Source organism: Bradyrhizobium sp. NAS96.2 (genome assembly GCF_001908235.1).
Taxonomy (GTDB): domain Bacteria; phylum Pseudomonadota; class Alphaproteobacteria; order Rhizobiales; family Xanthobacteraceae; genus Bradyrhizobium.
Window position 1 is genome coordinate 1 of record NZ_LGHK01000050.1, and the last position, 23,418, is coordinate 23,418.

23 protein-coding genes, 1 tRNA gene and 1 pseudogene are annotated in these 23,418 nt (G+C 64.5%); 10 read left to right on the plus strand and 15 right to left on the minus strand.

The genetic code is table 11. The features are described from left to right. Positions 1-255 precede the first annotated feature (255 nt). Together AC628_RS12975 and AC628_RS12980 are read left to right on the plus strand one after the other, a co-directional pair. A complete protein-coding gene (locus tag AC628_RS12975) occupies positions 256-636 on the plus strand; it encodes an NUDIX hydrolase (protein ID WP_074127204.1) in 381 nt (126 codons plus the stop codon). A 162-nt stretch (positions 637-798) separates the two neighbouring features. Next, on the plus strand, positions 799-2,109 hold the full coding sequence (locus tag AC628_RS12980) for a chloride channel protein (protein WP_074127205.1): 1,311 nt from the start codon (positions 799-801) through the stop codon (positions 2,107-2,109). Here the strand turns inward: AC628_RS12980 and AC628_RS12985 are convergent. Together AC628_RS12985 and AC628_RS12990 are read right to left on the minus strand one after the other, a co-directional pair. Further along, on the minus strand, positions 2,106-2,318 hold the full coding sequence (locus AC628_RS12985; RefSeq protein WP_074127206.1) for a DUF2934 domain-containing protein: 213 nt from the start codon (positions 2,316-2,318) through the stop codon (positions 2,106-2,108). The genes AC628_RS12980 and AC628_RS12985 overlap by 4 nt on opposite strands. Before the next feature lie 239 nt (positions 2,319-2,557). Beyond that, positions 2,558-3,748, minus strand: a complete 1,191-nt coding sequence (locus AC628_RS12990; RefSeq protein ID WP_074127207.1) for an adenylate/guanylate cyclase domain-containing protein — start codon at positions 3,746-3,748, stop codon at positions 2,558-2,560. A 274-nt stretch (positions 3,749-4,022) separates the two neighbouring features. On the opposite strand from AC628_RS12990, the gene AC628_RS12995 reads away from it, so the two are divergent. Next, the gene (locus AC628_RS12995) at positions 4,023-4,586 is read left to right on the plus strand and encodes a carboxymuconolactone decarboxylase family protein (RefSeq protein WP_074127208.1); all 564 of its coding nucleotides are present in this window, start codon (positions 4,023-4,025) and stop codon (positions 4,584-4,586) included. Between the two features lie 36 nt (positions 4,587-4,622). On the opposite strand, the gene AC628_RS13000 is transcribed toward AC628_RS12995, so the two are convergent. Both AC628_RS13000 and AC628_RS13005 read right to left on the minus strand, forming a co-directional pair. Next, entirely contained in the window at positions 4,623-5,030 is a 408-nt protein-coding gene (locus AC628_RS13000; RefSeq protein WP_074127209.1) for a RidA family protein, read from the minus strand. A gap of 14 nt (positions 5,031-5,044) precedes the next feature. Then, on the minus strand, positions 5,045-6,034 hold the full coding sequence (locus tag AC628_RS13005) for a zinc-dependent alcohol dehydrogenase family protein (protein WP_074127210.1): 990 nt from the start codon (positions 6,032-6,034) through the stop codon (positions 5,045-5,047). Positions 6,035-6,150: 116 nt separating this feature from the next. Between AC628_RS13005 and AC628_RS13010 the strand changes: the two genes are divergently transcribed. Continuing rightward, complete coding sequence (locus AC628_RS13010) at positions 6,151-7,035, plus strand: LysR family transcriptional regulator (protein ID WP_168193366.1); 885 nt, start codon at positions 6,151-6,153, stop codon at positions 7,033-7,035. Between the two features lie 66 nt (positions 7,036-7,101). Here AC628_RS13010 and AC628_RS13015 read toward each other — a convergent pair whose 3' ends face one another. Together AC628_RS13015 and AC628_RS13020 are read right to left on the minus strand one after the other, a co-directional pair. Further along, positions 7,102-8,346, minus strand: coding sequence for a metal-dependent hydrolase family protein (locus tag AC628_RS13015; RefSeq protein ID WP_074127211.1), 1,245 nt, complete (start codon positions 8,344-8,346; stop codon positions 7,102-7,104). Between the two features lie 30 nt (positions 8,347-8,376). Continuing rightward, a complete protein-coding gene (locus tag AC628_RS13020) occupies positions 8,377-9,732 on the minus strand; it encodes an MFS transporter (protein WP_074127247.1) in 1,356 nt (451 codons plus the stop codon). Positions 9,733-9,855: 123 nt separating this feature from the next. Here AC628_RS13020 and AC628_RS13025 point away from each other — a divergent pair, with 123 nt between their 5' ends. Beyond that, the gene (locus AC628_RS13025) at positions 9,856-10,779 is read left to right on the plus strand and encodes a LysR family transcriptional regulator (protein WP_074127212.1); all 924 of its coding nucleotides are present in this window, start codon (positions 9,856-9,858) and stop codon (positions 10,777-10,779) included. Positions 10,780-10,800: 21 nt separating this feature from the next. Here the strand turns inward: AC628_RS13025 and AC628_RS13030 are convergent, their stop codons facing one another. Further along, the gene (locus AC628_RS13030; RefSeq protein ID WP_074127213.1) at positions 10,801-12,261 is read right to left on the minus strand and encodes a purine-cytosine permease family protein; all 1,461 of its coding nucleotides are present in this window, start codon (positions 12,259-12,261) and stop codon (positions 10,801-10,803) included. Positions 12,262-12,560: 299 nt separating this feature from the next. Between AC628_RS13030 and AC628_RS13035 the strand changes: the two genes are divergently transcribed. Continuing rightward, on the plus strand, positions 12,561-13,232 hold the full coding sequence (locus tag AC628_RS13035; RefSeq protein ID WP_074127214.1) for an FMN-dependent NADH-azoreductase: 672 nt from the start codon (positions 12,561-12,563) through the stop codon (positions 13,230-13,232). 36 nt (positions 13,233-13,268) lie between these two features. Further along, on the plus strand, positions 13,269-14,153 hold the full coding sequence (locus AC628_RS13040) for a polysaccharide deacetylase family protein (protein ID WP_074127215.1): 885 nt from the start codon (positions 13,269-13,271) through the stop codon (positions 14,151-14,153). Here AC628_RS13040 and AC628_RS13045 read toward each other — a convergent pair. Together AC628_RS13045 and AC628_RS13050 are read right to left on the minus strand one after the other, a co-directional pair. After that, positions 14,134-15,063 carry a LysR substrate-binding domain-containing protein gene (locus AC628_RS13045; protein WP_074127216.1) on the minus strand — a complete coding sequence of 310 codons (930 nt, stop codon included), beginning with the start codon at positions 15,061-15,063 and terminating at the stop codon, positions 14,134-14,136. The two genes, AC628_RS13040 and AC628_RS13045, sit on opposite strands and share 20 nt — an antisense overlap. A gap of 23 nt (positions 15,064-15,086) precedes the next feature. Next, complete coding sequence (locus AC628_RS13050; RefSeq protein ID WP_074127217.1) at positions 15,087-15,698, minus strand: DUF1989 domain-containing protein; 612 nt, start codon at positions 15,696-15,698, stop codon at positions 15,087-15,089. 103 nt (positions 15,699-15,801) lie between these two features. On the opposite strand from AC628_RS13050, the gene AC628_RS13055 reads away from it, so the two are divergent. After that, positions 15,802-16,677, plus strand: coding sequence for a LysR family transcriptional regulator (locus AC628_RS13055; protein WP_074127218.1), 876 nt, complete (start codon positions 15,802-15,804; stop codon positions 16,675-16,677). 122 nt (positions 16,678-16,799) lie between these two features. On the opposite strand, the gene AC628_RS13060 is transcribed toward AC628_RS13055, so the two are convergent. From AC628_RS13060 to AC628_RS13070, 3 genes are all read right to left on the minus strand, one after another. Beyond that, on the minus strand, positions 16,800-17,876 hold the full coding sequence (locus tag AC628_RS13060; RefSeq protein ID WP_074127219.1) for an acyltransferase family protein: 1,077 nt from the start codon (positions 17,874-17,876) through the stop codon (positions 16,800-16,802). 149 nt (positions 17,877-18,025) lie between these two features. After that, entirely contained in the window at positions 18,026-19,105 is a 1,080-nt protein-coding gene (locus tag AC628_RS13065; protein WP_074127220.1) for an acyltransferase family protein, read from the minus strand. A gap of 329 nt (positions 19,106-19,434) precedes the next feature. Next, positions 19,435-19,520, minus strand: a tRNA-Tyr gene (locus tag AC628_RS13070). 195 nt (positions 19,521-19,715) lie between these two features. On the opposite strand from AC628_RS13070, the pseudogene rlmB reads away from it, so the two are divergent. Then, positions 19,716-20,544 (plus strand): annotated as a pseudogene (gene rlmB, locus AC628_RS13075) (23S rRNA (guanosine(2251)-2'-O)-methyltransferase RlmB). A gap of 308 nt (positions 20,545-20,852) precedes the next feature. Here rlmB and AC628_RS13080 read toward each other — a convergent pair. The 3 genes from AC628_RS13080 to AC628_RS13090 all read right to left on the minus strand — a co-directional run bounded on the left by AC628_RS13080 (position 20,853) and on the right by AC628_RS13090 (position 22,711). After that, positions 20,853-21,281 carry a hypothetical protein gene (locus AC628_RS13080; RefSeq protein WP_210190197.1) on the minus strand — a complete coding sequence of 143 codons (429 nt, stop codon included), beginning with the start codon at positions 21,279-21,281 and terminating at the stop codon, positions 20,853-20,855. A gap of 91 nt (positions 21,282-21,372) precedes the next feature. Further along, entirely contained in the window at positions 21,373-21,846 is a 474-nt protein-coding gene (locus AC628_RS13085) for a hypothetical protein (protein ID WP_074127222.1), read from the minus strand. Positions 21,847-22,018: 172 nt separating this feature from the next. Continuing rightward, positions 22,019-22,711: a HoxN/HupN/NixA family nickel/cobalt transporter gene (locus AC628_RS13090; protein WP_074127223.1), complete on the minus strand. Its 693-nt coding sequence runs from the start codon at positions 22,709-22,711 to the stop codon at positions 22,019-22,021. 220 nt (positions 22,712-22,931) lie between these two features. Here AC628_RS13090 and AC628_RS13095 point away from each other — a divergent pair, with 220 nt between their 5' ends. Continuing rightward, entirely contained in the window at positions 22,932-23,366 is a 435-nt protein-coding gene (locus tag AC628_RS13095) for a hypothetical protein (RefSeq protein WP_074127224.1), read from the plus strand. Positions 23,367-23,418 lie beyond the last annotated feature (52 nt).

Here is a 23,418-nt window from a genome sequence, read left to right on the forward strand (position 1 = left end):
CGAGGATCACGCGAACGCACGCAAAGCACCGAGACGCAGCGAAGGCGCGACAGACCGTTACAGCTGACGGAAGTCTCTGTCATTTTTGCCGCCTTCTCCTCACCGGATATGCGCGTCGTCAAAGCTCCGAGTGCAGGCTGCTGACGCGAACAAACAGCCGACATATGGCTGTGGAACAATGCACCGTTAAAACTTGTCTACCCAAGTAGACAAGTTAGAATAGGACCAGATTCTGTTTCGATCATTGCGCAGTACATGACCAAGTCCTCCAAGCTGGTAGCCGCTAAGCGCGGCAAGGTTCTTCTGGTTCGACGCCGATCTGACGGGCTGTGGATGTTCCCCGGCGGCCGCAGGCGCGCGCGCGAGACCGGGAAGGATTGCATCAAGCGCGAGATCAAGGAAGAGCTGCCGAAGCTCAAGCTCGGCCGGCTCAGCCTCTGGAAGGAAGTGACGGCCAAGAACAAGCGTTCCGGCCGCAGGATGAGCGACGCGATCTTCATCGCCAAGAATGCCAAGGGACGGCTGGCGATCGGCGATAAGAAGGAGATCGACCGCGCCGCCTGGCAGAAGCCCCGCGGAATCCGCATGACGGCGACCTCGCGCTACATCCGCGACCGGCTGTTTCCGCGAAAGTAGCGGCGCCGGAGATAGACGGCGGGCGCTGATTTCGGCGCCGCGATCTGGCGATTGCGCCGGCATATCCTGCTGATTTCTTGAGCTTCGCACTCCGTCGACGCGTGCTAGGAATGACGTGATCCGTTTCGTATCGGATCACGACATGAGCCAGAATCCGCCAGCATGACCTTCCCCTCCAACCGCCAGCGGCGGCTATTCAGAATCGTCTCCGCGCGTTGGCAACGCCGCGCCATCTTCTTGCTGGGCGGCATTGCGGTCGGTGCGGCGGCCGTCGCGCTGGCGCAGCTCGCCGATTGGGCACAGATCGTCTTTTCCGCGCTAGTGTCGCATTTCCGTTATGCCTCGCTGCTGTTGACGCCCGCCGGCTTCGCGCTGTCGGTCTTCCTGACCAATCGCTTCTTTCAGAACGCGCAGGGCAGCGGCATCCCGCAGGCGATCGCTGCGCGGCATCTGACCGACCAGACCGCGCGCGAAAGTCTGGTTTCGCTGCGCATTGCGGCCGGCAAGATCCTGCTGACCCTGTTCGGCCTGCTGTGTGGCGCATCGGTTGGGCGCGAGGGACCGACTGTGCAGATCGGCGCGTCGATCATGTTTGCGCTCGGCCGCTTCTCGCCCCGCCGCCAGCCCGGCCTGATCCTTGCGGGCGCGGCCGCGGGTGTCGCGGCAGCGTTCAACACACCGCTCGCGGGAATCGTGTTCGGCATCGAGGAGATGAGCCGCGCCTTCGAGACGCGAACGAGCAGCCTGATCATCGGCGCGGTGATCGCCGCGGGCCTCACCTCGCTGGCGCTGATGGGCAACTATACGTATTTCGGCACCAGCGCGACGGGCTTGCGCAACGGCGCCGACTGGCTCGCGATCCCGCTCTGCGGCGTGGCCGGAGGGCTGGCGGGCGGCTTGTTCAGCCGCATCCTGATCGTAATGGCACGCGGATTTGCCAATCCGGCCGGGCGCGCGATCAAGCGCTATCCGGTCGGCTTTGCCGCGATCTGCGGACTGGCGGCGGCGATCTGCGGGATCGCTTCCGACGGCGCGATCTACGGCACGGGATATCAGCAGGTGAAATCCGCGCTCGAAGCCGGGTCACAATTGCCCGCGAGCTTCAGCGTGTGGAAATTCCTCGCAACCACATTCGCCTCGATCAGCGGCATGCCGGGCGGCATCTTCGCGCCCTCGCTCGCGGTCGGCGCCGGGCTCGGCTCCAACATCGCCCCGCTGTTCCACGGCGCGCCGCTGCCGGCCATCATGCTGCTCGGCATGGTTTCATACTTCGCAGGGGTGGTTCAGGCGCCCATTACGGCCTTCGTGATCGTCACCGAGATGACCGACAATCACGCAATGGTGGTGCCGCTGATGGCCGCGGCCCTGATCGCGCATGCGAGCTCGCGCCTGATCTGCAAGGAAGGCGTCTATCACGCCCTCGCCAAGGGATTTGTCGATCGGGCTACACCGGCGCAGCCAACATCGGTCTAGTGAGTGCCCGTCACGGCCGCATCCCGACGCCGCACGACTCGTCGCGTCGACTTCGATCGACCGGGATTGGCAGTCTCTCTGGTTCTCTCTTCCAGCAATTCTTTCTCCGCCTGGTACCAGAACGCATCAAACTTGATGTTGGGTTCACCTGCCGCCTGCCAAAGCCTGTAGGCCCGGGTCCGAATATTCTGCTCAGTCAAGCTACGCATGGTTCCGCTCCTGACCTTCGAATGCTGTAGTAAAAACTTGCTGGTGGCGGGAGTCGTTCCTTTGGAACAATCTTCAGCGGCGGAACGATTGGTCAATATGCACGACCGACACTACAGAGGCGGACGCCCCTCTGCCTGCCTTCCCGTCTCGTGAAGATAGCCGAGTTCGACCCGGGTTACCCTCACACAAGGGCCCGCTCGGCACCTAACAGTGATATTCGCAAGCTTCCAGACCGGCCTCAGCCGTTATAGGCAAACAGCTCGATCGGCTCGCTGAAGCCGCGCACCTGATGCTCGCCGACATGTTCGAGTGCAAAGTCATGCTCGACGAGATCGGCGAATGCGCGCGACAGCAGCACGTTCTTCTTCAACTGCTTGGTCAGCGCTTCGAGCCGCGAGGCCATGTTCACCGCAGGACCGATCACGGTGAAGTCGAGCCGGCTGCGTGACCCGATATTGCCGTACATGACGTCGCCGACATGAACGCCGATGCCGTAGTTCATCGGCGCACGGCCCATCATGCTGTTCCTTTCGCTGAGCGCCGCCATCGCCTCGCGCGCCTCGGACACCGCGTGCAGCAGGTTGGCGCAGGCCTTGGGCTCACTGAGCGGGAAAATGGCAAGCAGCCCGTCGCCGATGAATTTCAGGATCTCGCCGCCATGCCGGGCAATCGGCTCCGACATCGCGTCGAAATAATCGTTCAGGAGATCGATCACGTCGTCGCGCGGCCAGGAGTCCGAGATGCGGGTGAAATCTCTGAGGTCGCAGATCATGATCGCGGCGTGGACCGTCGTGCCACTGCCGCGCCGCGTCGCACCGGCCAGGATCATCTCGCCGGCATGGGTGCCGACATAGGTCTCGAGCAGCGTCCGCGCCAGGCGGTTCTTCATCCGGATCTCGCTGACCAGCGCCAGCACCGGCAGCACCTTCATCAGGCTGGCGATATGGGCGTTGTCGAAGCCGCCTGCACGGTCGGTCGCGAAGGTCACGACATGCCGCTTGCCGAGCGTATGCAGCAGCGGCCAGGCCACATAGTCGGTCAGGCCTTGCGCGCGCATCTCGTCATAAAGCGCATGCTTGCGGTCCGACGCCCGTTCGAGGCGCTCGCGCACCTCGGTGGCCCCCTCATGGATTTCGTAGACCGGACTGCCGATATATTCCGAGCGCTCCCTGACCTCGTAGTCGACCCTCGTGATCTCAGCCTCACGCCTGCCGTCGGCCCAGATGATCCGGGCGCCGAGCCATTGCGGATGCTGGATCAGCAGATTCATCGTCGCCCGCTTGAGGGGAATGCCGGTGCGCTGCAGCCGGATGCACAGCTCGGCGAAGATGTTGTCGATGAATCGCTGGTCGCGCGTCTCGTTGGTCAGCCAGCCCACAACGTCGCCGTCGGACTGCGGCGTGACGGACTCGATGTTGGGCGCGTTCATGGCTGGCTCCGGAGCGGCGGGTGGGGTCCGATAGCCGATATGTCGTGCTTTCGCCAGGCAACGTCAACGGGCCAGCGGCAATGTGATCATGGGCATGGGCGGCCACCGCCTGCGTGGCATCCCGGGGCGTGGTCCCGCGGTCTTCGATCATTGATGAACCTAGCTCAGCATCGAGTGCGCATTAGGCCACCTTATCCGCTTCCTCGATCGCGGTCATAACGGCCTCCGGCCGACGAGCAGATGTCGAAACCGGCCAGAACGAGGAGAGCCACCGATGCGCTTACCGATCATTCCGCCCGATCAATTCACCCAGGAGCAAAGGCTTCTGGCAGCCGATATGAAAGCCGAGATCGCCAGGAACTATCAGGGCTTTGCCAACACGCGCGGGGACGGCGCGCTGATGGGTCCCTGGAATCCTTGGCTCCACGAGCCGAAGTTCGGCAAGCCGATCTGGGACCTGGCGAAGGCGATGGCGTTCAACACGACCGTGCCGGCAGCAGTGCGGGAAGTCGCAATCCTCGTCACCGGCACGCGCTTCAAGGCAGCCTACGAGCTCTATGCCCACGTCAGCATGGCCGAGCGAAGGGGACTGTCCGACGATAAGCTCGCAACGATCGTGGCCGGCCAGCGTCCCACGGACCTCACAAGGCAGGAGGCGGTCGCCTACGACTTCGCATCGGCGCTGCTGTCCGGCGGGTCGTTGCCCGAGCTGACCTACCAGGCCGCCGTCGCGCAGTTCGGCGCCCACGGCGCCGCCGAACTGTCATATTTCATAGGCTTCTACTGCATGGTGTCGGTCACGCTCAACACGTTCGATATTCCGGTTCCGGAGCTGTGAACCTCCGCCTTGCACACGTCCCCCTCGCCCGCGAGCTCAATCGGCGATCACGGCCGCGATCTCGAGTTCGATCAGGAAATCCGGATTCGCCAGTGCAGTGACGCCGATCAGCGTGCTCGGAGAGGGACGCTCGCGGGCCCAAGGCACCGGGACCGTATCGTCGCGGACGCAGCGCTCGACAAAGGCTGGAACATCGATTGCATAGACTCGCCGGAACGCAACGTCGTCCCATGTCGCTCCGGCCGCTTCAAGCTGCACCGTCAGGGCATCCAGCACCGCGATGTATTGCGCCCTGATGTCTCCGACATGGACCGGCTTCGCCCGCTCGTCGGAGGGCACCTGGCCTGCGATATAGATGAGCCTCGACGGCCTCGTGATGCTGAGGATACGCGTGTAGTATGCACTTCTCGAAAGTCCGGGCGGGTTGATGTATTGCTTCGGCATCGTGAAGCTCCTGTCTACGCGTCTTTCGCAACGTCGATCACGACCTTGACGTTGGCGCCGGCCTTGACCGCGTCATGCGCGTCCATCGCGGTGTCGAGCGTGAACCGGCGCGGGTCCAGCACGGGGCGGAGCCTACCGGCCTCGACGAGCTGGGTGACCTCGCGCAGGATCGCACCGTGATGTGCCCGGCGCTCGCCGCTCAGCATCGGATAGAGGACATAGACGGCGCTGATCACTGCGCATCGCAGCGACGAAATGAGCAGATTGTGCGTCTCAAACGCCGCGCAGCTCGTGATATGACCGTAATGATTGATAGCACCGAGCGACGCTTCGAGCGTGTCGCCTCCCACCGTGTCGTAGATGATATCGAATCCTTTCCCGCCGGTGAAGATCTTGACGTATTGCTCGACACTCGTCTTCATGTAGTCGATCGGCGTTGCGCCGAGCGCGCGCACCAGATCCTGCTTCTGCGGTTGCGCCGTCGCGTAGACCTCTGCGCCGAACGCTTTCGCGAGCTGGACGACGACGTGACCGACCCCGCCAGAGCCACCCTGCACCAGGACCTTCTGCCCCGACTGCACCTTGGCACGGTCGACCAGCCCTTCCCACGCGGTGAGCGCGACCAGCGGCAACGCGGCGGCTTCGCGCATGGTGAGATTGGCTGGCTTCTTCGCCATCAGCGCGGCGTCGACGGTCATGAACTCTGCGAGCGAGCCCGGCAATCCGCGCACGCCGCCGGCAAGACCATAGACCTCATCGCCCAGGGCAAATCCCTTTACTCCTGCTCCGACCGCAGTGACGACCCCCGCGGCATCGGTGCCCAGTACCGCCGGGAGTTCCGGCATCGCGAACGGCGCCTGCCCGGTGCGGATCAGCACATCGACCGGGTTCACGCCGCTGGCGTGAACCCGAATTTGCAGTTCACCATGCGCGGGCGATCGCGGCTGGATATCCGCATCACGAAAGCGGCCGTTCTGATAGGTGTCGAGGATGAGCGCGCGCATATCGATGTTTCCCGAATGTGGTCGGTCAGCAGGTGATCGCCGACTATCTGGACGGAATCGGGCGGTCCGATAAGATCGTCCGTCGTGCACTCGAAGCTGAGCCAGATTCATCAATGATCGAGAATAGCGAGCTCTCGGAGCTGGCTGCCTTCGCCGCTGTTGCAGCTCATCGCAGCTTCCGCAAAGCGGCGGTCGAACGCGGCACGTCTGCTTCCGCCGTGAGCCATGCCATTCGCAATCTCGAGGCGCGCGTTGGCGTGCGGCTGATCCATCGCACGACGCGCAACGTGTCCCTCACCGACGCAGGACAGATGCTGTTCGCGCGACTGGGCCCGGCATTGTCGAACATCCGCGTGGCCATCGACGAATTGAACTCATGGCGCAACACTCCGTTTGGCACGGTGCGGCTCAACGTGCCCAACACGATGGCGCCCTACGTGCTTGGCGACGCGATCGAAAAGCTGCTGAAGACGAATCCCGGTCTCCGGCTGGAGATCGCGGCGACGGACCAGCGCGTCGACATCGTCGAAGAGGGTTTTGATGCCGGCATCCGCCTCGGCGAACGGCTGTCGCAGGATATGGTCGCCGTGCGCATCCGCTCCGGCCTGCGCTTTGCCGTTGTCGGCGCGCCCGCGTATTTCGAGAGCAGGAAAGCTCCGGTCACGCCCCGGGAGCTGCGCGATCACATCTGCATCCGCTACGCGTTTCCGAACGGTACGATCCTCAATTGGGTTTTCGAAAAGGATGGCGAATCCATCGAGGTTCAGGTTGACGGTCCGCTTACCGTCGACAGCCAGGAGCTAATGGTGGACGCCGCGATGCGCGGCCTTGGCCTCGCCTACGTCTGGGAGCAGCGCGCGGCATCCGGCCTGCGTGACGGCAAACTTGTCCGTTGCCTCGGGGACTGGTGCCCGGTCGACGACGACCTGTTTCTGTACTTCCCCAGCCGCGCGCATCAGACCGCAGGCTTGCGCGCGGTGATCGAAGCATTGAAGGCTTGATGCCGGCCCAAGCGACTCCGCTCCAGCACAACGGCCGCATCCGCGCCGACGGAACGAGCGGCGCCGCTACCCGCCGACCCTGTCCACCTCGGCGTGGCCTGCCTTCATCACCATCGGGATGTGCTCGCCCTGGCCGAGCAGGCACGTCACGTCACGCAGCGGATTGCCTTCGACCACTAGGAGATCGGCGAAGGCCTCCGGCGCGATCCGGCCGAGCTTGCCTTCCATGCCGAGTACCTCGGCGCCAATGACCGTGGCACTGGCGATCACCGCCTGCGGGCCGAGCAATTCGGCGCGGATCCGGAACTCGTCGCTCTGCAGGCGCTGCGACGGCCCGAGCAGGTCGGTGCCGAATCCCATCTTCACCCCGGCCTCGCGATAGATCGCGAGCGAGCGCAGTCCGGCGTCGCGCACGTCGGCGATCTTGGCGACGCTCGCCGCCGGCAGGCCGTATTTCGCGCCCTCATTGGCCAGCGCCTCGTAGGTGACCAGCGTCGGCACCACATAGGCGCCCTGCTCCGCCATCAGGCGCGCGGTCGGCAGATCGACCAGATTGCCGTGCTCGATGGTCCGCACGCCGCAGCGCACCGCGCGCCCCATCGCCTCGGCAGTGTAGGCGTGGGCCAGCACATAGGTGTGCCGCGCCTTCGCCTCCGCAACGATGGCGCGGATCTCATCCTCGGAATAGCCGTAGGCGCCGATCGGATCGGTCGGCGACGCGACGCCGCCGGACGCCATGATCTTGATCTGGTCGGCGCCCATCTGCAGTTCCTCGCGCACCGCCTTGCGCACCGCGTCGACGCCGTCGACGACGCGCGCGATGGCGCCGACCCGCACGCAGCAGGAGCAGGTCGGGTCGGCCAGATAGTCCGAGCGGGCACGTCCGTCGCCGTGGCCGCCGGTCTGGCTCAGCGCGCGGCCGGAGACGAACAGCCGCGGACCATCGGTGAGGCCGGTGTCGATCGCCTGCTTCAGCGCATAGCCGGCACCGCCCGCATCGCGGACGGTGGTGAAGCCGCGCTTCAGCATGCCGCGCAACAGCATGGTCGAGCGCAGCGTCACCAGCACGTTGGCCATCCGCGCCTGCTGCGACAAATCGAGTTCGACGGCGACCGCATGGACATGCAGGTCGATCAGGCCGGGCATCAGGGTCTTGCCCTTGAGATCGATGACCCGATCGGCCGAAGCGTCGATCGGCCGATCGGAGACTTCCTTGATCAGGCGATCCTCGACCAGCACGTGGTGCCCTTCGAGCAGGTCGGAGCGCAGCGGATCGAGCAGCGCGGCATTCTTGAAGAGGATGGTGGACATGAAGGATCTCCTGTCAGGACGCCGCTGTCGTCACGCGGTCTCGCTTGCAATTTCTTCCAGCGACCGGCCGCGCGTCGGCACGCCCATCAGCACGACGGTCAGCGCGCCGATCAACAGGACCGACGTGGTGACGCCGAACACGCCGGCAAAGCCGAAATTCGGATAGAGGTAGCCGACCAGGATCGGCGCTGCGATCGCGCCGATGCGGCCGATCGCGGATGCGAGCCCGGCTCCAGTGGTCCGGATCGATGTCGGGAACACCTCGGCCGTGTAGGCATAGACGCCCGCATAGGTGCCGTTCATGAAGAACGACAGCAGCAGGCCGGCCGTCATGATCTCGCCATCGCTCTTGGCAAAGGCGAGCCCGAGCGCGCTGACGCCGCCGAGCAGCATGTAGGTCGCAATCGTCGCCTGCCGTCCGATCCGTTCATTGAAGAAGGCGGCGGTGAAATAGCCCGGCACCTGCGCGCAATACATCGCGAGCGAATAGCCAAAGCTCTTGGTGATGCTCATGCCGTTCTGCACCAGGAGGCCGGGAATCCAGACGAAGAAGGAATAGTAGCTGAACGTGATCGACAGCCACATGATCCAGGTCATGGTGGTGATGCGGGCCTGGCGGCCGGCCAGCAGCGCCGCAAAATTGCTCAGCAGCGTTCCCGACGATACGGCAGGCAGCGCGGGCTCGGGGACCGGAGCCGGCAGCACGCGGCCTTCGCGCGCGAAAACAGCCTCGATCTTGTCGAGCACCGCTTCGGCCTCCTTCGCCCTGCCCCGGCTTTCCAGCCAGCGCGGCGATTCCGGCAGCGACCTCCGCCACCACAGCAGCATCACGACCGGCACCGCGGTGATGACGAGCACGATACGCCAGCCGTTCTCGTAGGCAGGCACGATGAAATAGCCGAGCAAGGCGGCGGCGACGAAGCCGAACGAGAAGAATCCGGCGAGCGCGCCGGTGAAGGCGCCGCGGTAGCGCCGCGCCACGAATTCCGCGAGGTATGGCGCGATGATCGCGCTCTCCGCGCCGGTGCCCATGCCGGCGACGACGCGCGCGGCAAAGAACGCCGGCCAGCTGTCCACCGCCGCGCTGACCAGCGAGGCCACGCTGTAGAGCGCCAGCGCCGACATCATCACCGCGCGGCGGCCGATCAGGTCGCCCAGCGTTCCCGCCAGCAGCGCGCCGAAGAGATAACCGACGAAGGTGCTGCTGCCGAGCACGCCGGTCTCGACATTGGTCAGGTTCCAGGCGGTGCGCAGCACCGGCAGGATGAACGCCAGCACCGCGGCATCCATCGCGTCGAACAGATAACCGAGGCCGCCCATCAGCAGCAGGTGCACATGGAAACGCGCGAACGGCAGGCGCTCGATGCGCGCCGAGATCATCGACATGAAATAGCCCCCCTCCGCCCCGCGGTCGGCACACGCCACGGGGTCGGTTGGGAGCAATGATAGACAAATCGGCATTATGGGAATAATTTATAATTATTATCTGATACATCACCACGGTGAATATTGCCCGTGTCCTTCCGCACGCTCGACCTCAACCTGTTGAAAGTCTTCGAGGCGCTGATGACCGAGGGCAGCGTCACCCGCGCCGCGAGCGCGCTGACCATGACCCAGCCCGCGGTCAGCAACGCGCTCGCGAGGCTGCGCGACGCGCTCGGCGATCCCTTGTTCGTCAGATCCGGCACCGGAATCCGCCCGACCCAGCGGGCCGTGGCATTGTGGGATCCGATCGGCGGCGCGCTGGAAAGCATCCGCGGCGCGCTCGACGAGAAGGTGTTCGATTCACGCAGCGCGCAGACCGAGTTCAGCCTGTCGATGTCGGACTATGTGGCGTCGCTGGTGATGCCGGCTCTGTTGAACCGCTTTACCGAGATGGCGCCGACCGCGCGCCTGCGTACCGCACCAAACACCATCATCGGGATCGCCGACCAGCTCGAGGACAACCGGGTCGATTGCGTGCTGAGCGTCTATGTCAACGAGGCCCAGCATCCGGGATTGATCCGCTCGCGTTCGCTGTGGACGGTCGACTATGCCTGCTTCATGCGGCGCGATCACCCGCTTGCGAACCGGAACCGGCTGAACGTGCGCAGCTTCCTCAACGCCAAGCATGTCGATGTGAGCCTCGCCGGCCGGACGGCGCCGACCTACGATCAGTTCCTCGCCTCGCGCGGGCTGTCGCGCAACCTCGTCGCCATCGTCAATCACTACAACGCCGCCTACGAGATCGTGCGGCAGTCCGATCTGATCGCGGTGCTGCCGCGCGATCTCAGCGCGCAGTCGCGCCAGGCGCCGCATCTGCACGCCGTGCCGGTGCCGCTGCCGGCGCCGCCGCGCATCGTCAGCCTGTTCTGGCACCAGCGCAACGACACCGTCCCCGCGCAGCGCTGGTTGCGCGAGACGCTGGTGGAGCTGTTCGCGCGGATCGAGTGAACAGGCGCAAGATGTGTTCCGTCAGGTCGATGTCGGCGCGGGCTCGATCGATGCCTCGTCCGCGGCCGGCAACGCACAGCTCCGCGCCAGCGGACGTCCAAAGAGCCGATGCAGCGCCAGATAGCTCACCGCTGCCACACCGATCCCCGTGAGCCACGACAGATCGACCCCGCCGGTCGCGAGCGCCAGCGGACCTTGCATCGCCTTGATCGTGCCCATCTGGAACGCCCATGCCGCCACGAAGCCGGCAGCAAAGGCGATCAGCCCAGCCCAGTTGAAATCGCGGCCGTGACCCGGCTCGTCGTAAAGCGACGGGACATCGATGCGGCCGCGTCGCACGAGGTAGAAATCGGCGAGCGTGACCCCGGCCCATGGGCTGATCCAGACGATCAGGGCGACCATGAAATTGTCGAAGGCATGGGCGAAATCGCCCGATTGCAGGAAAGCGTAGAGGATCGCCGAGGCGATCAGGCCTGAGACCACCGAGATCACCCAGCGCGGCCGCCGCAGATCGAGCGCGAGCGACGACAGCGCCGCTGAATAGATCACGACGATGTTGGTTGCGATCGGGCCATGGAGCAGCACCAGCAGCACCGGCAGCGCCATGGTGCCAAATGCTGCGATGATCAGCTTCGACGGATCGGAGCCCGCGCCGGCGGACGCGATCGCAGCGCCCAGGAAGGCGAGCCAGACCGTCGGCAGGAACATGCCGAGGAATGTCGCCCGGAACACTTTGGCGGCGCCGAGCGAGGGCCTGGTGAAGCGCGTATAGTCGGAGGCGTAGGTGAGCCACGAAATGCCCCAGCCGATGCCGATCGCGGTCATCAGCTGCGTTGCCGCGGCGAAGGCAGGCATGCCGGTCACACCAGCGGACTGCCATTTGCTATCGACGCGCAGGAAGGCCAGTGCAGTCATGACCGCCATGATCAGCAGAATAACCGGCATGGTGTAGCGCTCGAACACCTTGATGGCGTTGAAGCCCCAAGCCGCGATGCCGACCTGAAACAGCATCACCAGCACCGCGATCGCGTATTTAAGCTCGACGCCGCCGCCGATTCCCATCCGCTCGAGCGCGGCCATGCAGAGGTCGAGCACGATCCAGGTGTTGATCGCAACCCAACCCATCGGCATCAGCACCTGCGCCAGTGCCGGCAGATAGGCGCCGCGCCTGCCGAACGCGAGGCGACCGAGCACCATCTGCGGCACGCCGGTGCGGTGTCCCATCAGGCAGAAGGCGGCAAACAGCGCCGCGCCGAACAGATTGCCGACGACGATGACGGCAAGCGTTTGCAGCAGGCTGAGGCCGAGCTGGATGCCGAGCGCGCCCAGCACCCAGTTGATCGGCGCGATGTTGGCACCGGTCCAGATCCAGAACTGATCTGATGATGACGACGTGCGGTGCGCCGCCGGCACCGGCTCGATTCCGTGGGCATCGAAGCCGGCTTCATCCTGCGCCGGAAGCTGTGTCTGCTTGAGCAACATGTTTCCCCCGTTTGTCCGGCGCATTGGCTTGGGCCGGGATGGGGCATCTGAGCAGCAGGCGGCGATGAGACGATAATGAGAATTCCTCAAGCCGGGTTGAGACCATATCGAGAGTGAAGCTTGCGTTTCGAATATGGACAGATCGGGCCGCGACCAGGCCCGCACACCGCGCCACAATGGCGCGCCGCTTCACTGTTGAGATTTTCTCAACTCAGCTGCCGGATTCGTCAATCACGCCGCAGGCGGCACTCGGTCATTGTAGAGCACGACGCATTGCCCCAAATCAGCCGAGGCCAGGGATGACGACACTTCTGCATATCGATGCCAGCCCGCGCGGCGACCGTTCGGTCAGCCGGAAGCTCTCCAGATCGTTTGTCGAGCACTGGCTGACGCACGAGCCCAGCGCCACGATCATCTCGCGCGACGTCGGACGCAACCCGCCGCCCCTCATCACGGAGGCGTGGGTGGCCGCGGCCTTCACCGCGCCCGCCGACCGCACGGCGGAGCAGCATGACGAGCTTCGCCTCTCCGACGAATTGATCGACGAGCTTGAACGCGCCAATGTGATCGTGATCGGGGCGCCGATGCACAATTACGGCATGCCGGCGGCGCTGAAGTCATGGTTCGACAAGGTGATCCGGATCGACAAGACCTTCAGCTTCGATCTCGCACGCGGCGACTTTCCGCTCGATCCGATCATGCGCGGCAAGACGCTGGTGGTGCTGAGCTCGCGCGGCGAATTCGGCTTCGGCCCCGGCGGGGTGCGGGAGACCATGAACCATCTGGAAACCCATATCTTCACCTGTGCGCATTATTTAGGTGTGCAGGAGAGCCATCTGATCGCGGTCGACTACCAGGAGTTCAACGACGAACGCTACCGGCGATCGCTCGCCGCCGCCTTTGCCGCCATTCCGGTGCTGGTCCGGCAGTGTCTTGGGATCGATGGGCCTGTTAATATTGCTGCGGAATGAAGCACGGCCTCCCGCCGGCTGCACGAGGATGATCAGATGATACGCAATCCCATCCCCTGGCCGAACGGCGCGCGCTGCGCCTGTGCGATCACGTTCGACGTCGATGCCGACAGCCTGATTCACATCGCGAGGCCGAAGGATTCGTTCGACCGGCTCTATCCGATCACGATGGGACGATATGGGCCGACCGTCGGCGTGCCGCGCATCCTGGAGACCTATCGCCGCCTCGGGCTCAAGCAGTCGTTCTTCATGCCGGCCTGGACCATGCAGCGCTATCCCGAGGCGGTAGAAGCGATCCTGAAAGCGGGCCACGAGATCGGCCATCACGGCTACATCCATGAGGATCCGACGGAGATTTCCTCGGCGCAGCAGCGCGAAGCCTTCGAACGCGCCCTCGCCATTCATGTCGCGATGACCGGACGCAAGCCGCGCGGCTACCGCGCGCCGGTCTACAACGCCAACCAGGCCACGATCGATCTCTTGATCGAGCATGGCTTTGTCTACGATTCGTCGCTGATGGCCGACGACATCCCGTATCAGATGCGTACCGCGCGCGGATCGCTCTACGAGATGCCGCCGCACTGGGGATCGGACGATTGGCCGCCTTTCGCCCATTACGCGGAGATCGGCTACATGATGCCGGTCAAATCGCCGAGCGAAGGCCTTGCCGCCTCCTTCGAGGAGTTCGAGGCCGCCTATGAGGCCGGTGGATTCTGGATGGGGATCTGGCACCCGTTCCTGACCGGCCGGCTTGCCCGCTGGCGCGTGGTGGAGCGCTGGCTCGAGCGGATCGTCGCCGAACACAAAGTGTGGTTCGCATCGCTCGAGGAAATCGCCGCGCATCTCGACGGCCTGGTCAAGTCAGGCACCTACCAGGTGCGCGTCGAGACCCTGCCCTACTTCACGCAGCCCGTGTCATGACCTGTCCGGGAGCCGCGCGAAATGCGGCGGCCTCCCCGCGCAGCCAATCGATGAACGCCGTCACTGATTTGCGCCGGGCAGCGGTCGGCGCATCCACCAGGCGATAGGCGAAGCCCGCAAGCGCGGGTCCGTCGAGCCGGCGCAGCGTGCCCTCGCGCAATTGCTCGTCGACCAGCGCGTCGCTGCACAACAAAGGTCCGAGCCCGCGCTCGGCGGCATGCAACGCCAGCGGCTCCTCGCTGTACCAGGAGATGCGGAAGTCCCGGCCGGGATCATGATCGGCCCCCGCGAGCCAGGCCGACCAAGCCGGAGAATCCAGCGCTGCGTTCTTCCAGCGGAACGCCAGCAGCGAGCGCGAACGGACGTCGTCGATGGCTGGACGGGCACCGGGCGGACAGATCGCGCTTGCCGCAACCGCAATGTAGCGATCGCTGAACAGCACCGATGGCTCGCCGGCGCGGTCGACGCGTCCGTAGCGGATGGCCAGATCGACGCCCTCGGTGCCCGGCGCCCGCACCTCTTCGGTCGCATCGATGTGGACCACGAGGTGAGGAAATGCCGCATTGAAGCGCGCGAGCCGCGGCATCAGCCAGCGCTCGGCGAAGGCGCGCGTGGTCGATACCGTGATCGCATCGCCGTCGGCCGGCGGCCTGATCGCGGCAAACGCGCTCGCCATACGGTCGAAGCCGTCGCGCAGCAACGGAAAGACTGCGTGTCCCTCCGCGGTCAACACGACCGCGCGGCCGGAGCGCTCGAACAGCTTGTGTCCGAGGATCGCTTCGAGTTGCCGGACCTGGTGGCTGATCGCCGTCACCGTGACGCAGAGTTCGTTGGCGGCGGCGGTGAAGCTTTCGTGGCGCGCCGCGGCTTCGAACGCGCGGACGGCATTGAGCGGCGGCAGTTTGCGCATGATCGGTTCTCCACGCGGCCGCGTCAGGCGATGAGAAAATGCGCGTCGGTCGGCCGCATGTCGTTCACCGGCACCATGTCCTGCGGACAGGCGGAGAACACGATGACCAGGTCCATCTCGGCACGCAGCGCCACATACTGCCCGGCCTCGCTGACCGGTGACTTGAAGTCCAACTCTCCATTGTCGGTGACGGGCACGTTCATGAACAGGTTCAGCGGGGCCGGCGTCACCGCGGCCGAAAGGCCTACGGCCTCGAGCGCGTGCGCCAGATTCTGCGTGCAATTGTCGTGATGGCCGGCGGCGCCGAGCTGGCGATAGCGGTGAATGTCGCACGCCGCGATCAGCGTGTCGTGGATTCCCGGCGTCGTATCGGCGACGAAGGTGAGGATCGCGCGACGCCGGTTGGTCGTCAGCGTATCGCCGACGCGGGGAATGAGCCGCAGCATCGATGCACGGCTGTGCTCCATCGACATGAACTCGCCGGTGTCGCCGGCATTGAAGGCCCAGGTGTCGACCACCTGCTTGCCGTGGGTGTTGACCACGGTGACGGTCTCCCCCGCTTTCAGGCGCGCCGCCACACCGTTGCGGGCTGGGATCAGGCGGGCGCGGGTGAGATCGGCGGTTGCAGCGGTCACGTGATGTCTCCTCAAGGCTCAGTCGCGCCATTGGAGCACGGCCGCTCATGCAATTCTAATAATATTAATTGTGTCCATTATAACGTATTCGTATAGTCGTCCGATGCGCCTCAGACAGCTTGAATGCTTTCGCGCCCTGATGCTCCACGGCACCATGACGAGGGCGGCCGAACTGCTCGGCATGTCGCAGCCCGGGATCAGCACGATGATCGCAGGCCTCGAGCACGAGACCGGCCTTAACCTGTTCGTGCGGCGCGGCGGCCGCCTGCAACCGACCCCGGAAGCCAAGCTGTTCTATGTCGAGGCGGCGCGCGCGCTCGAAGCTGCCGAGAACGCCTCCCGCGTCGCGGCCGAGATCAGGTCCGGCCGGCGCGGTCATCTTGCGATCGCCGCCTATCCGAGCATCTCGATCAACCTGCTGCCGCGGCTGCTGTCGCAATTCGCGAAAAACAAGCCGGAGCTGCAGATCAAGATCATCACGCGGAATTCCGCGACCGTCCGGGAGCTGATCTCGACGCAGCAATTCGATCTCGCGGTCGCCGAGCTGCCGCTGGATTATCCGACCTCGCACATGGAGGTGTTCTCATATGACTGCATGTGCATGCTGCCGTATGCGCATCCACTTGCGAAGCTGAAGCAGATCACCCCTGATGATCTCGACGGCGTCCCGTTCGTCACGCTGTTTCGCGGCGACCCGATCTACCAGCAGCTGGCGTCGGCCTTCTCCGAATATGGCGCACGCTGGAACGTGGTCGCAGAGACGGAGTTCTTCTCGACCGCCTGCCAGCTGGTCACCGAAGGCCGAGGCGTCGGGATTGTCGATCCGGTGGTGAGCAAGCCGTTCACCGAGGGCCTTGTCGTTCGCCCGTTCAAACCGAGGATCCAGTACCAGATCGCCATCCTCTCCCCCACGCACGAAGCGCCCTCCCAGGTGGCGCTGGATTTCGCCGGATTGCTCCGGCGCGCGCTGCGGGCGTGAGAATCGGATGGCACCCAACCATGGATTGTTGCCAGTCCTGAGCGTCTTGGCCAAACGCCGCAGCCGCATGCGGCCTGACGATCGCGTGATATCACCGCGCGGCCTCGCATGATCGAGCCTTCTCACGTGCCCGCCGGAGCCCGACGCAAGCGCCGCAGGCCGCGGATCGCATCGCGCGCCGGCACCTCAAGCACGAAATGCGTACCGATCGACACGACGACAGTCGTTCCGGACAGCAGGCCGAAAATCGCCGGAGACCAAATGTCGAGCGGGCCGAACCTCGTCATGAAACTGATCAGGATGATGAAATGCGTCATATAGATCGAGTAGGAAATCACGCCGAGGAAGTGCATCGGCTTCGATCCAAGCAGCCGTGAACTGAGCGAATCCTCGCCGGTCCCGGCAAGCACCACGAACGGCCACACGAACACCGGCATCTGCGGGTTGATCAGACCGCGATAGGCCAGCAGCACAATGAGCGCCACGCCGCACCAGATCACGCCGGAAAATCGCGTGCACGCGGCATGAAGCCCGTCACGGCGCTGGAAGCTCGCGAAGACGAGCCAGCCCGAGACGAATCCGCAGGTTGCCCGCACCACCGGAACCCAGTAGCTCAACTGGCTTTCCGGGACGCTCATACCGATGCTGCCCTCAAAATAGTAGCGAGCGAACAGCCAAAAGCCGAGGGCGGAGCAAAGCACGCTGCCGAGAAACCTGGTGGCAACCGTGGACGGTGCGTTCCGGAACAGCAGCAAGGGGAACAACACGACATAGCAAAACCACTCGGCCGAGAGCGACCAGGCCGGTGCGTCCCAGTGCATGCCGGTACCGATCACCGGCCACGCATTCAGCATGGTGAGCTGCAACGCGAAGTCCAGGGCAGCGCGGCTGGCGGGATAGGTGACTGGATCGACCAGGTACGGCCACACATAGAGCGCGCCGGCGGAGATCAGGCAGAGCACATAAAGCGGATAGACGCGGGCAATGCGCGCCGTCAGATAGTCTGAAAAGCGGAACGTCTCGCGGCTGTAGACATAGGACAGCGTGAATCCGCTGAGGCAGAAGAACAGGTCGACAGCGTTGTGCCACATGAACGCGGCGCCGGCATTGGCGGGAAAGGCGTTGTTGAAATGAGCGAGAGCAACGGCCATAGCGGCCGCCCCTCGCAGCCCGGTTAACGCCCGTAGCTCCTGCCGCATTCCCGCGCCCTTGCCTCGCGGGTTTTCCCGCGTAAGGGCGAGTGCTTACCACCTCTGGTAGCGCAGACACAACCAGAGCGATCGTGGTGCCCGCTTAAACTTTAGGTGGACTGGACCCAGCAGTCCGCCGCAACAGAAAGCTCTGCCTGTCACGCGCTGGTCTGCGCCGGGCGCACGCGTTGAAGGCTCCGGATGACATCGCGCGCCGGCCGCTCGAAGAAGAAGTAACTGCCTGCGAAGACGGCAAGGGTTGTACAGGCGAGCAGGACATAGGTCTGGGCCGACCAAGCACTGGGCAGACCGAACACAGCAAGGTATCCCACGAAAAGGATATAGTGCGTCATATAGATCGAGTACGAAATCACGCCCAGAAAATGCAGCGGCCTTGATCCCAGCAGGCGCGACGTGGCCGATCCCTGGTCGGTCGCGGCAAGGACGACGAATGGATGGATGAACACCAGCGCCTGCGGATTAAGGAGATCGCGGTATGCCAGGACAACGCCGACGATCAAGGTCGACCAAATCAACGCCGAAGCCCGTGTGCAGAAGATGTAGAGCCCGTCGCGTCGTTCGTAGCACGCGAAGACGACCCAGCCGGCCGTGAAGCCGAAGACCCCTCGGAGAAGAGCGACCCAATAGCTCCATTGGCTTTTCGCATGGTAGATCTGGGCCGTGCCGAGGTTGCCATCGTAATAGCGCACGAAGATGGAATATGACGTCGCCGACAGCACGACGATACAGAGCAGCCTCATTGCTGCCGACCTTGCCACCTTCTGGTAGAGCAACAGCGGGAACAGTGCGAGGTAACAGAACCATTCGGAGGATATCGACCACGCCGTCACGTTCCAATGAACGTCGGATCCGAAAGGCCACGCGTTCAGCATCAAGGCCTGAAGCACAAAGTCCGATATCGCGTCTTTGAGCGGGTAGGTCGTTGGATTGAACTGCAGCGGCACAACGATGGCCGCGCCGGCAATGACCGTGGTTAGAAGGTAGAGCGGAAAGATCCTGGCGATGCGAGCCGTGAAAAAGCTCGAGAACTGGACGTCCTCGCGACGATAGACGTAGGACAGCGTAAAGCCGCTGAGAACGAAAAACAGGTCAACGGCGTTGCCCCACATGAAGGGGGCGTTGGCGTAGCCGGGATAAAATAGCTGAAAGTGAGCAAACGCGACGGCCATCGCCGCCACTCCGCGCAACCCAGTCAATGCCCGTAGCTCCGGTCGCATTGCCCTGCCCGATTTTTGAACTCCACCGCGCTCGATGGATGCTTACCACCGCGGGTCGTGTCGGGACAATCAGAGCGACTACGGGGGCGAAGCGAGCAGATTTTGCGGACACGGCCCGCCTTCGCCCTCTGGGCTTCGGCGTGGCAGCCTTCGCTCGCTTCGCTACGATGGAGTTTTGCTGGCCTGCCCAGCCGTAGCTCGCGAGTTCGGGATTGTGCGGACACGGCCCGCCTTCGCCCTCCGGGCTTCGGCGTGGCAGCCTTCGCTCACTTCGCCACGATGGAGTTTTGCTGGCCTGCCCAGCCGTAGCTCGCGAAGCGAGCGAAGGCTGGTGGGGGAGGCAGGACTCGAACCTGCGAAGCCATGAGGCGGCTGATTTACAGTCAGCTCCCTTTGCCACTCGGGACACTCCCCCGTCCAACAGCATCAGACCGGCCGCGCGAGTGGCGGCGGACCGGGTCATCGAAATGACGCTGATAACCGGGCCGACCCGAAGCGGGTGCGCGGTCGGGCGCGTTTATGGGGGAAGGCGGTCCCCAAAGTCAACCAAGCGGGCCGCCTATTTGGAGGTTAAATTGCCAATATTCGGGAGCCGTGACACAAGCCTCACATGAGCGATCGTGACCGCAGACCCAATTTCCGAGGCAAGGGCGGTAAACCCTTCCAAAAAGGGCCGAAATTCGCCCGCCCGCAGGGCCGGCGAGAACGCGAATCCGGTTCCGACGGGCCGGTGATTCTGTACGGCTGGCACACGGTGGCGGCTGCGCTCGCCAACCCGGAGCGGCAGATCCGCAAGCTTTACCTCACCGAGAACGCGGCGCGGCGGCTCACCGAGGAAAACATCGCGACCCGCGTCACTCCGGAGATCGTCCGGCCCGGCGACCTCGACCGCCGCCTTACCCCCCGATGCCGTGCATCAGGGCCTGCTGGCGGAGGCCGATCCCCTGCCCTCGCCCGGCATCGACACGCTGGCGCAGGAGGGCATCGTCCTGGTGCTCGACCAGATCACCGACCCGCACAATGTCGGCGCCATCCTGCGCTCGGCCGCGGCATTCGCGGTGAAGGCGATCGTCACCACCGCCCGGCACAGCCCGGAGGCGACCGGTGTGCTGGCGAAGTCGGCCTCCGGCGCGCTCGAGCTGGTCCCTGTTGTCACGGTGCAGAATCTGGCGCGCGCGCTCAACGAGCTGAACGAGCACGGCTTCCAGACCGTCGGCCTCGACAGCGAGGGCGCGGAGGATCTCGGCAAGGTTCAGCTGCAACAGCCGCTCGCGCTGGTGCTCGGCGCCGAAGGCAAGGGCTTGCGGCAGTTGACGCGCGAGACCTGCCGCGTGGTCGCCCGCCTCGACATGCCCGGCGAGATCAAGAGCCTGAACGTGTCGAACGCCGCCGCGCTCGCGCTCTATATCGGCGCCAGCCGGCTCGGCCTGATGGGTTAGCTTGATATCTGGATGGGGCCGCGGCACTTGCGGGCCAGAGGGCGTTTGCGAAGCGGCGCCTGCATGATTTCTGAATATTCGAAATGTACCCCTGATTTGCCCGACGTGTCAAGTCGCCCGGTCGAACGCCGCCGCCGCCAGCTCCTTTGCATGGGGTTGTTTTCGATATTTTGGCAGCGCACACCTGCGGCGGTCGCTTGCGGGTGATGCCGCGCCCTTTCGAGCAGCGACCCGACTTCAATTGTCAAACGAACAACGCCCGCTCGCGTCGTGCGAACGGGCGTTGCTGGCTTCGACAAATCGCCGGATCAGTAGTAGCGGCGCAGCACGCGGTGGCCGTAGTGATAGGCCGGCGCGCGATGCGCGTAGCCATAGCGATAGCCGTAGTGATGACGATAGCCGTAGTGACGGTAGCCATAGTGGCGATAACCGTAATACGGACGGCCATAGCCTTGGCGGTAGTACGGGCGCGGCGCCCAATTGCCCGGGCCGGTGTAGGACGGTCCCTGGTTGACGTAGTAGTACTGCTGCGCCGTGTCGGGATAGGCCGCATCCGGGTCGGGCAGGCGTTCGACCGCGCCGTAGCCGCCGTAGCCATAGCCGTAGCCACCGCAACCGCCGCAGCCGTAATTCACGACGGGCGCGGAATAGCCGCAAGGGTTGAAGCCGCACGCCATTGCGGGCGCGGTCACCATGACGGCCACGGCCGCAATCAGTCCTTTGATCATTTGACGCATTACTCTCTCCTGTAAATCTTGCCTGTAGGTCTTGTTGTCGTCGCGTAGCTCTTGATGGCTATGAAGGGCCCTCTGTCCGAGGGCTCCTGATTTAGGGGCCTCTCGGTCGCGGCGGCCGCATCGGCGGACCCGGCAGCGGCCGCGGCCCGTTGAATTGCGGTGCATAGATCACCGGCGGCGGATCGACCGGCACGTTGGACTGTGCCGGCAGCGGCGCGGAGTGCGCCGACCATGATTCGTGATAGCTCTCGGCCGGCTTGGGCAGCTTGCGGTTGGCCGGCGGCTCGATCTCGAGGCGGCCATAACCCGGCATGCGGCCGAGGCTCGGATAATAGTGGCCGACATTCGGCACCGGATCGACCGGGCGGCCGCCATAGACGGTCGGCACCAGCGAGTCGTTGCGGGCAAGCCCCATCGCGCTTTCGACCACCGCGTAGGACGCGTCGACGCCGTTGATGATGATGGGCACGCCGGGCCGGTTGGGCACGACAATGTCGAAGCCGCCGCCGGCCAGCGCCGTCGAGCTCATCGCAGCCAATATCGCCAGCGCAAGACTTGCGCGCATGTTCACCCAGCGTCCCGAATTGTTCCAGGTGCAGCCTAATCCAACGGCTTGCCGGAAGGGTTAAGGAGGCAGGCCAAACTGCCGGTAAGCCTAACGCGTAAGCATCGGCATCAGGTCAATGCGGCCGAGCGGGATCAGAAATCGTTAACGGCCGCCCGGGCGAGGCGCAGGGTCAGGTGAAGGCGTTCTCGATGATCGAGTGGATGCCGATCGCAATCGTGACCGCGCCGACCGCCATTTGCAGGCCGCGATTGGCCCAGGTCAGCCAGCGCGCCGAGGCCGCAAGCGGCACCGCGATCACGCTGGACAGCGCGCCCATGCCGATCATCGAGCCGACGCCGAACAGCGCGACATAGCCAAGTCCGATCACCGGGTTCGGCGCCTGCGACACCGTCAGCACCAACAGCGCCGCCGAGCCCGCCATGCCGTGCATCAAGCCAACCAGCAGCGTGCGCCAGCGGAAGCCGTGCGCGTGGCTGTGCGCGGTGCCGACATGCGGCCCGGTCTCGCCCGCATGGCTATGGGCGTGGAAGTGCGTGGTGTCGCCATGCGAATGGCTGTGGAAATGCACGCGGTCGCGCCATAGCCGCCACCACACATGCGCGCCGAGACCGACCAGCATGACGCCGACCGCGGTCTCGATCGGCTGCGAAACCGTTTCGGGGATCGCCCGGCCGAGCAGGATCGCGACGCCGGCAAAGATGAACAGCGTCAGCGTGTGACCGAGGCCCCAGGTCAGGCCATGTTTGACGATATCACCGACATGGGTGCGGCGCGCCGCGATGCTCGATACCGCCGCGATGTGATCCGGCTCCAGCGCGTGCTGCATGCCGAGCAGAAAGCCAAGACTCAAGATTCCGAACATCAATCCCCCGCGCCGGCGCGTGACGTCAGATCAAACACTACATCGCCGATTTTGTCAGGCCGGCACCGCGTCAAACAAGCACCTCAAAGCAGCATGAACGCATCATGCGCCAGGAAGAGAGAGCGGAACTTCACATCGGTTTGAACGCGAGGCAAGGCCGAGCCGGAACGAGAGCCAGACAGCGAGATTAGCTCGTCACAACGACGAGAGGAGACCTTGCATGACACAGCTCAAGATGCGCGGCGCCTTCCTGGGCGCAGCAGCCCTGCTCGCCTCGGTACTGGCCGGCCCCGCGATGGCGCAACAGACCATCGGTACCGCCGCGCGCTGCTCGAATGCCGACCCGAACGCTCGATGCCAGACCATGGCACCGGGCACCACGCGCACCACCTATCGCCACCAAAGCTATCGGCGGGACCGTGACTGGCAAGGCAGCTACAACCGGTATGACCCCGGCCCCGTCGGCGTCGCGGCCGGCGTGGTCGGCGGCGCGGTCGGCACGGCGGCTGCGATCGCCACCGCCCCGTTCGGCGGCCCCGACTATTATGGACGTGCCCCGATGGGCGGCGAGGAATATGCGCGGCAGAACGGCTTTGTCTGCACCCCCGGCACCTGGTTCCGCGGCAGCGACGGCCGCCAGCACCCTTGCCAATAGCTCAGGCGCAACGGTGACGGCGCAAAGGGCGGCCTTCGGGCCGCCTTTTTGC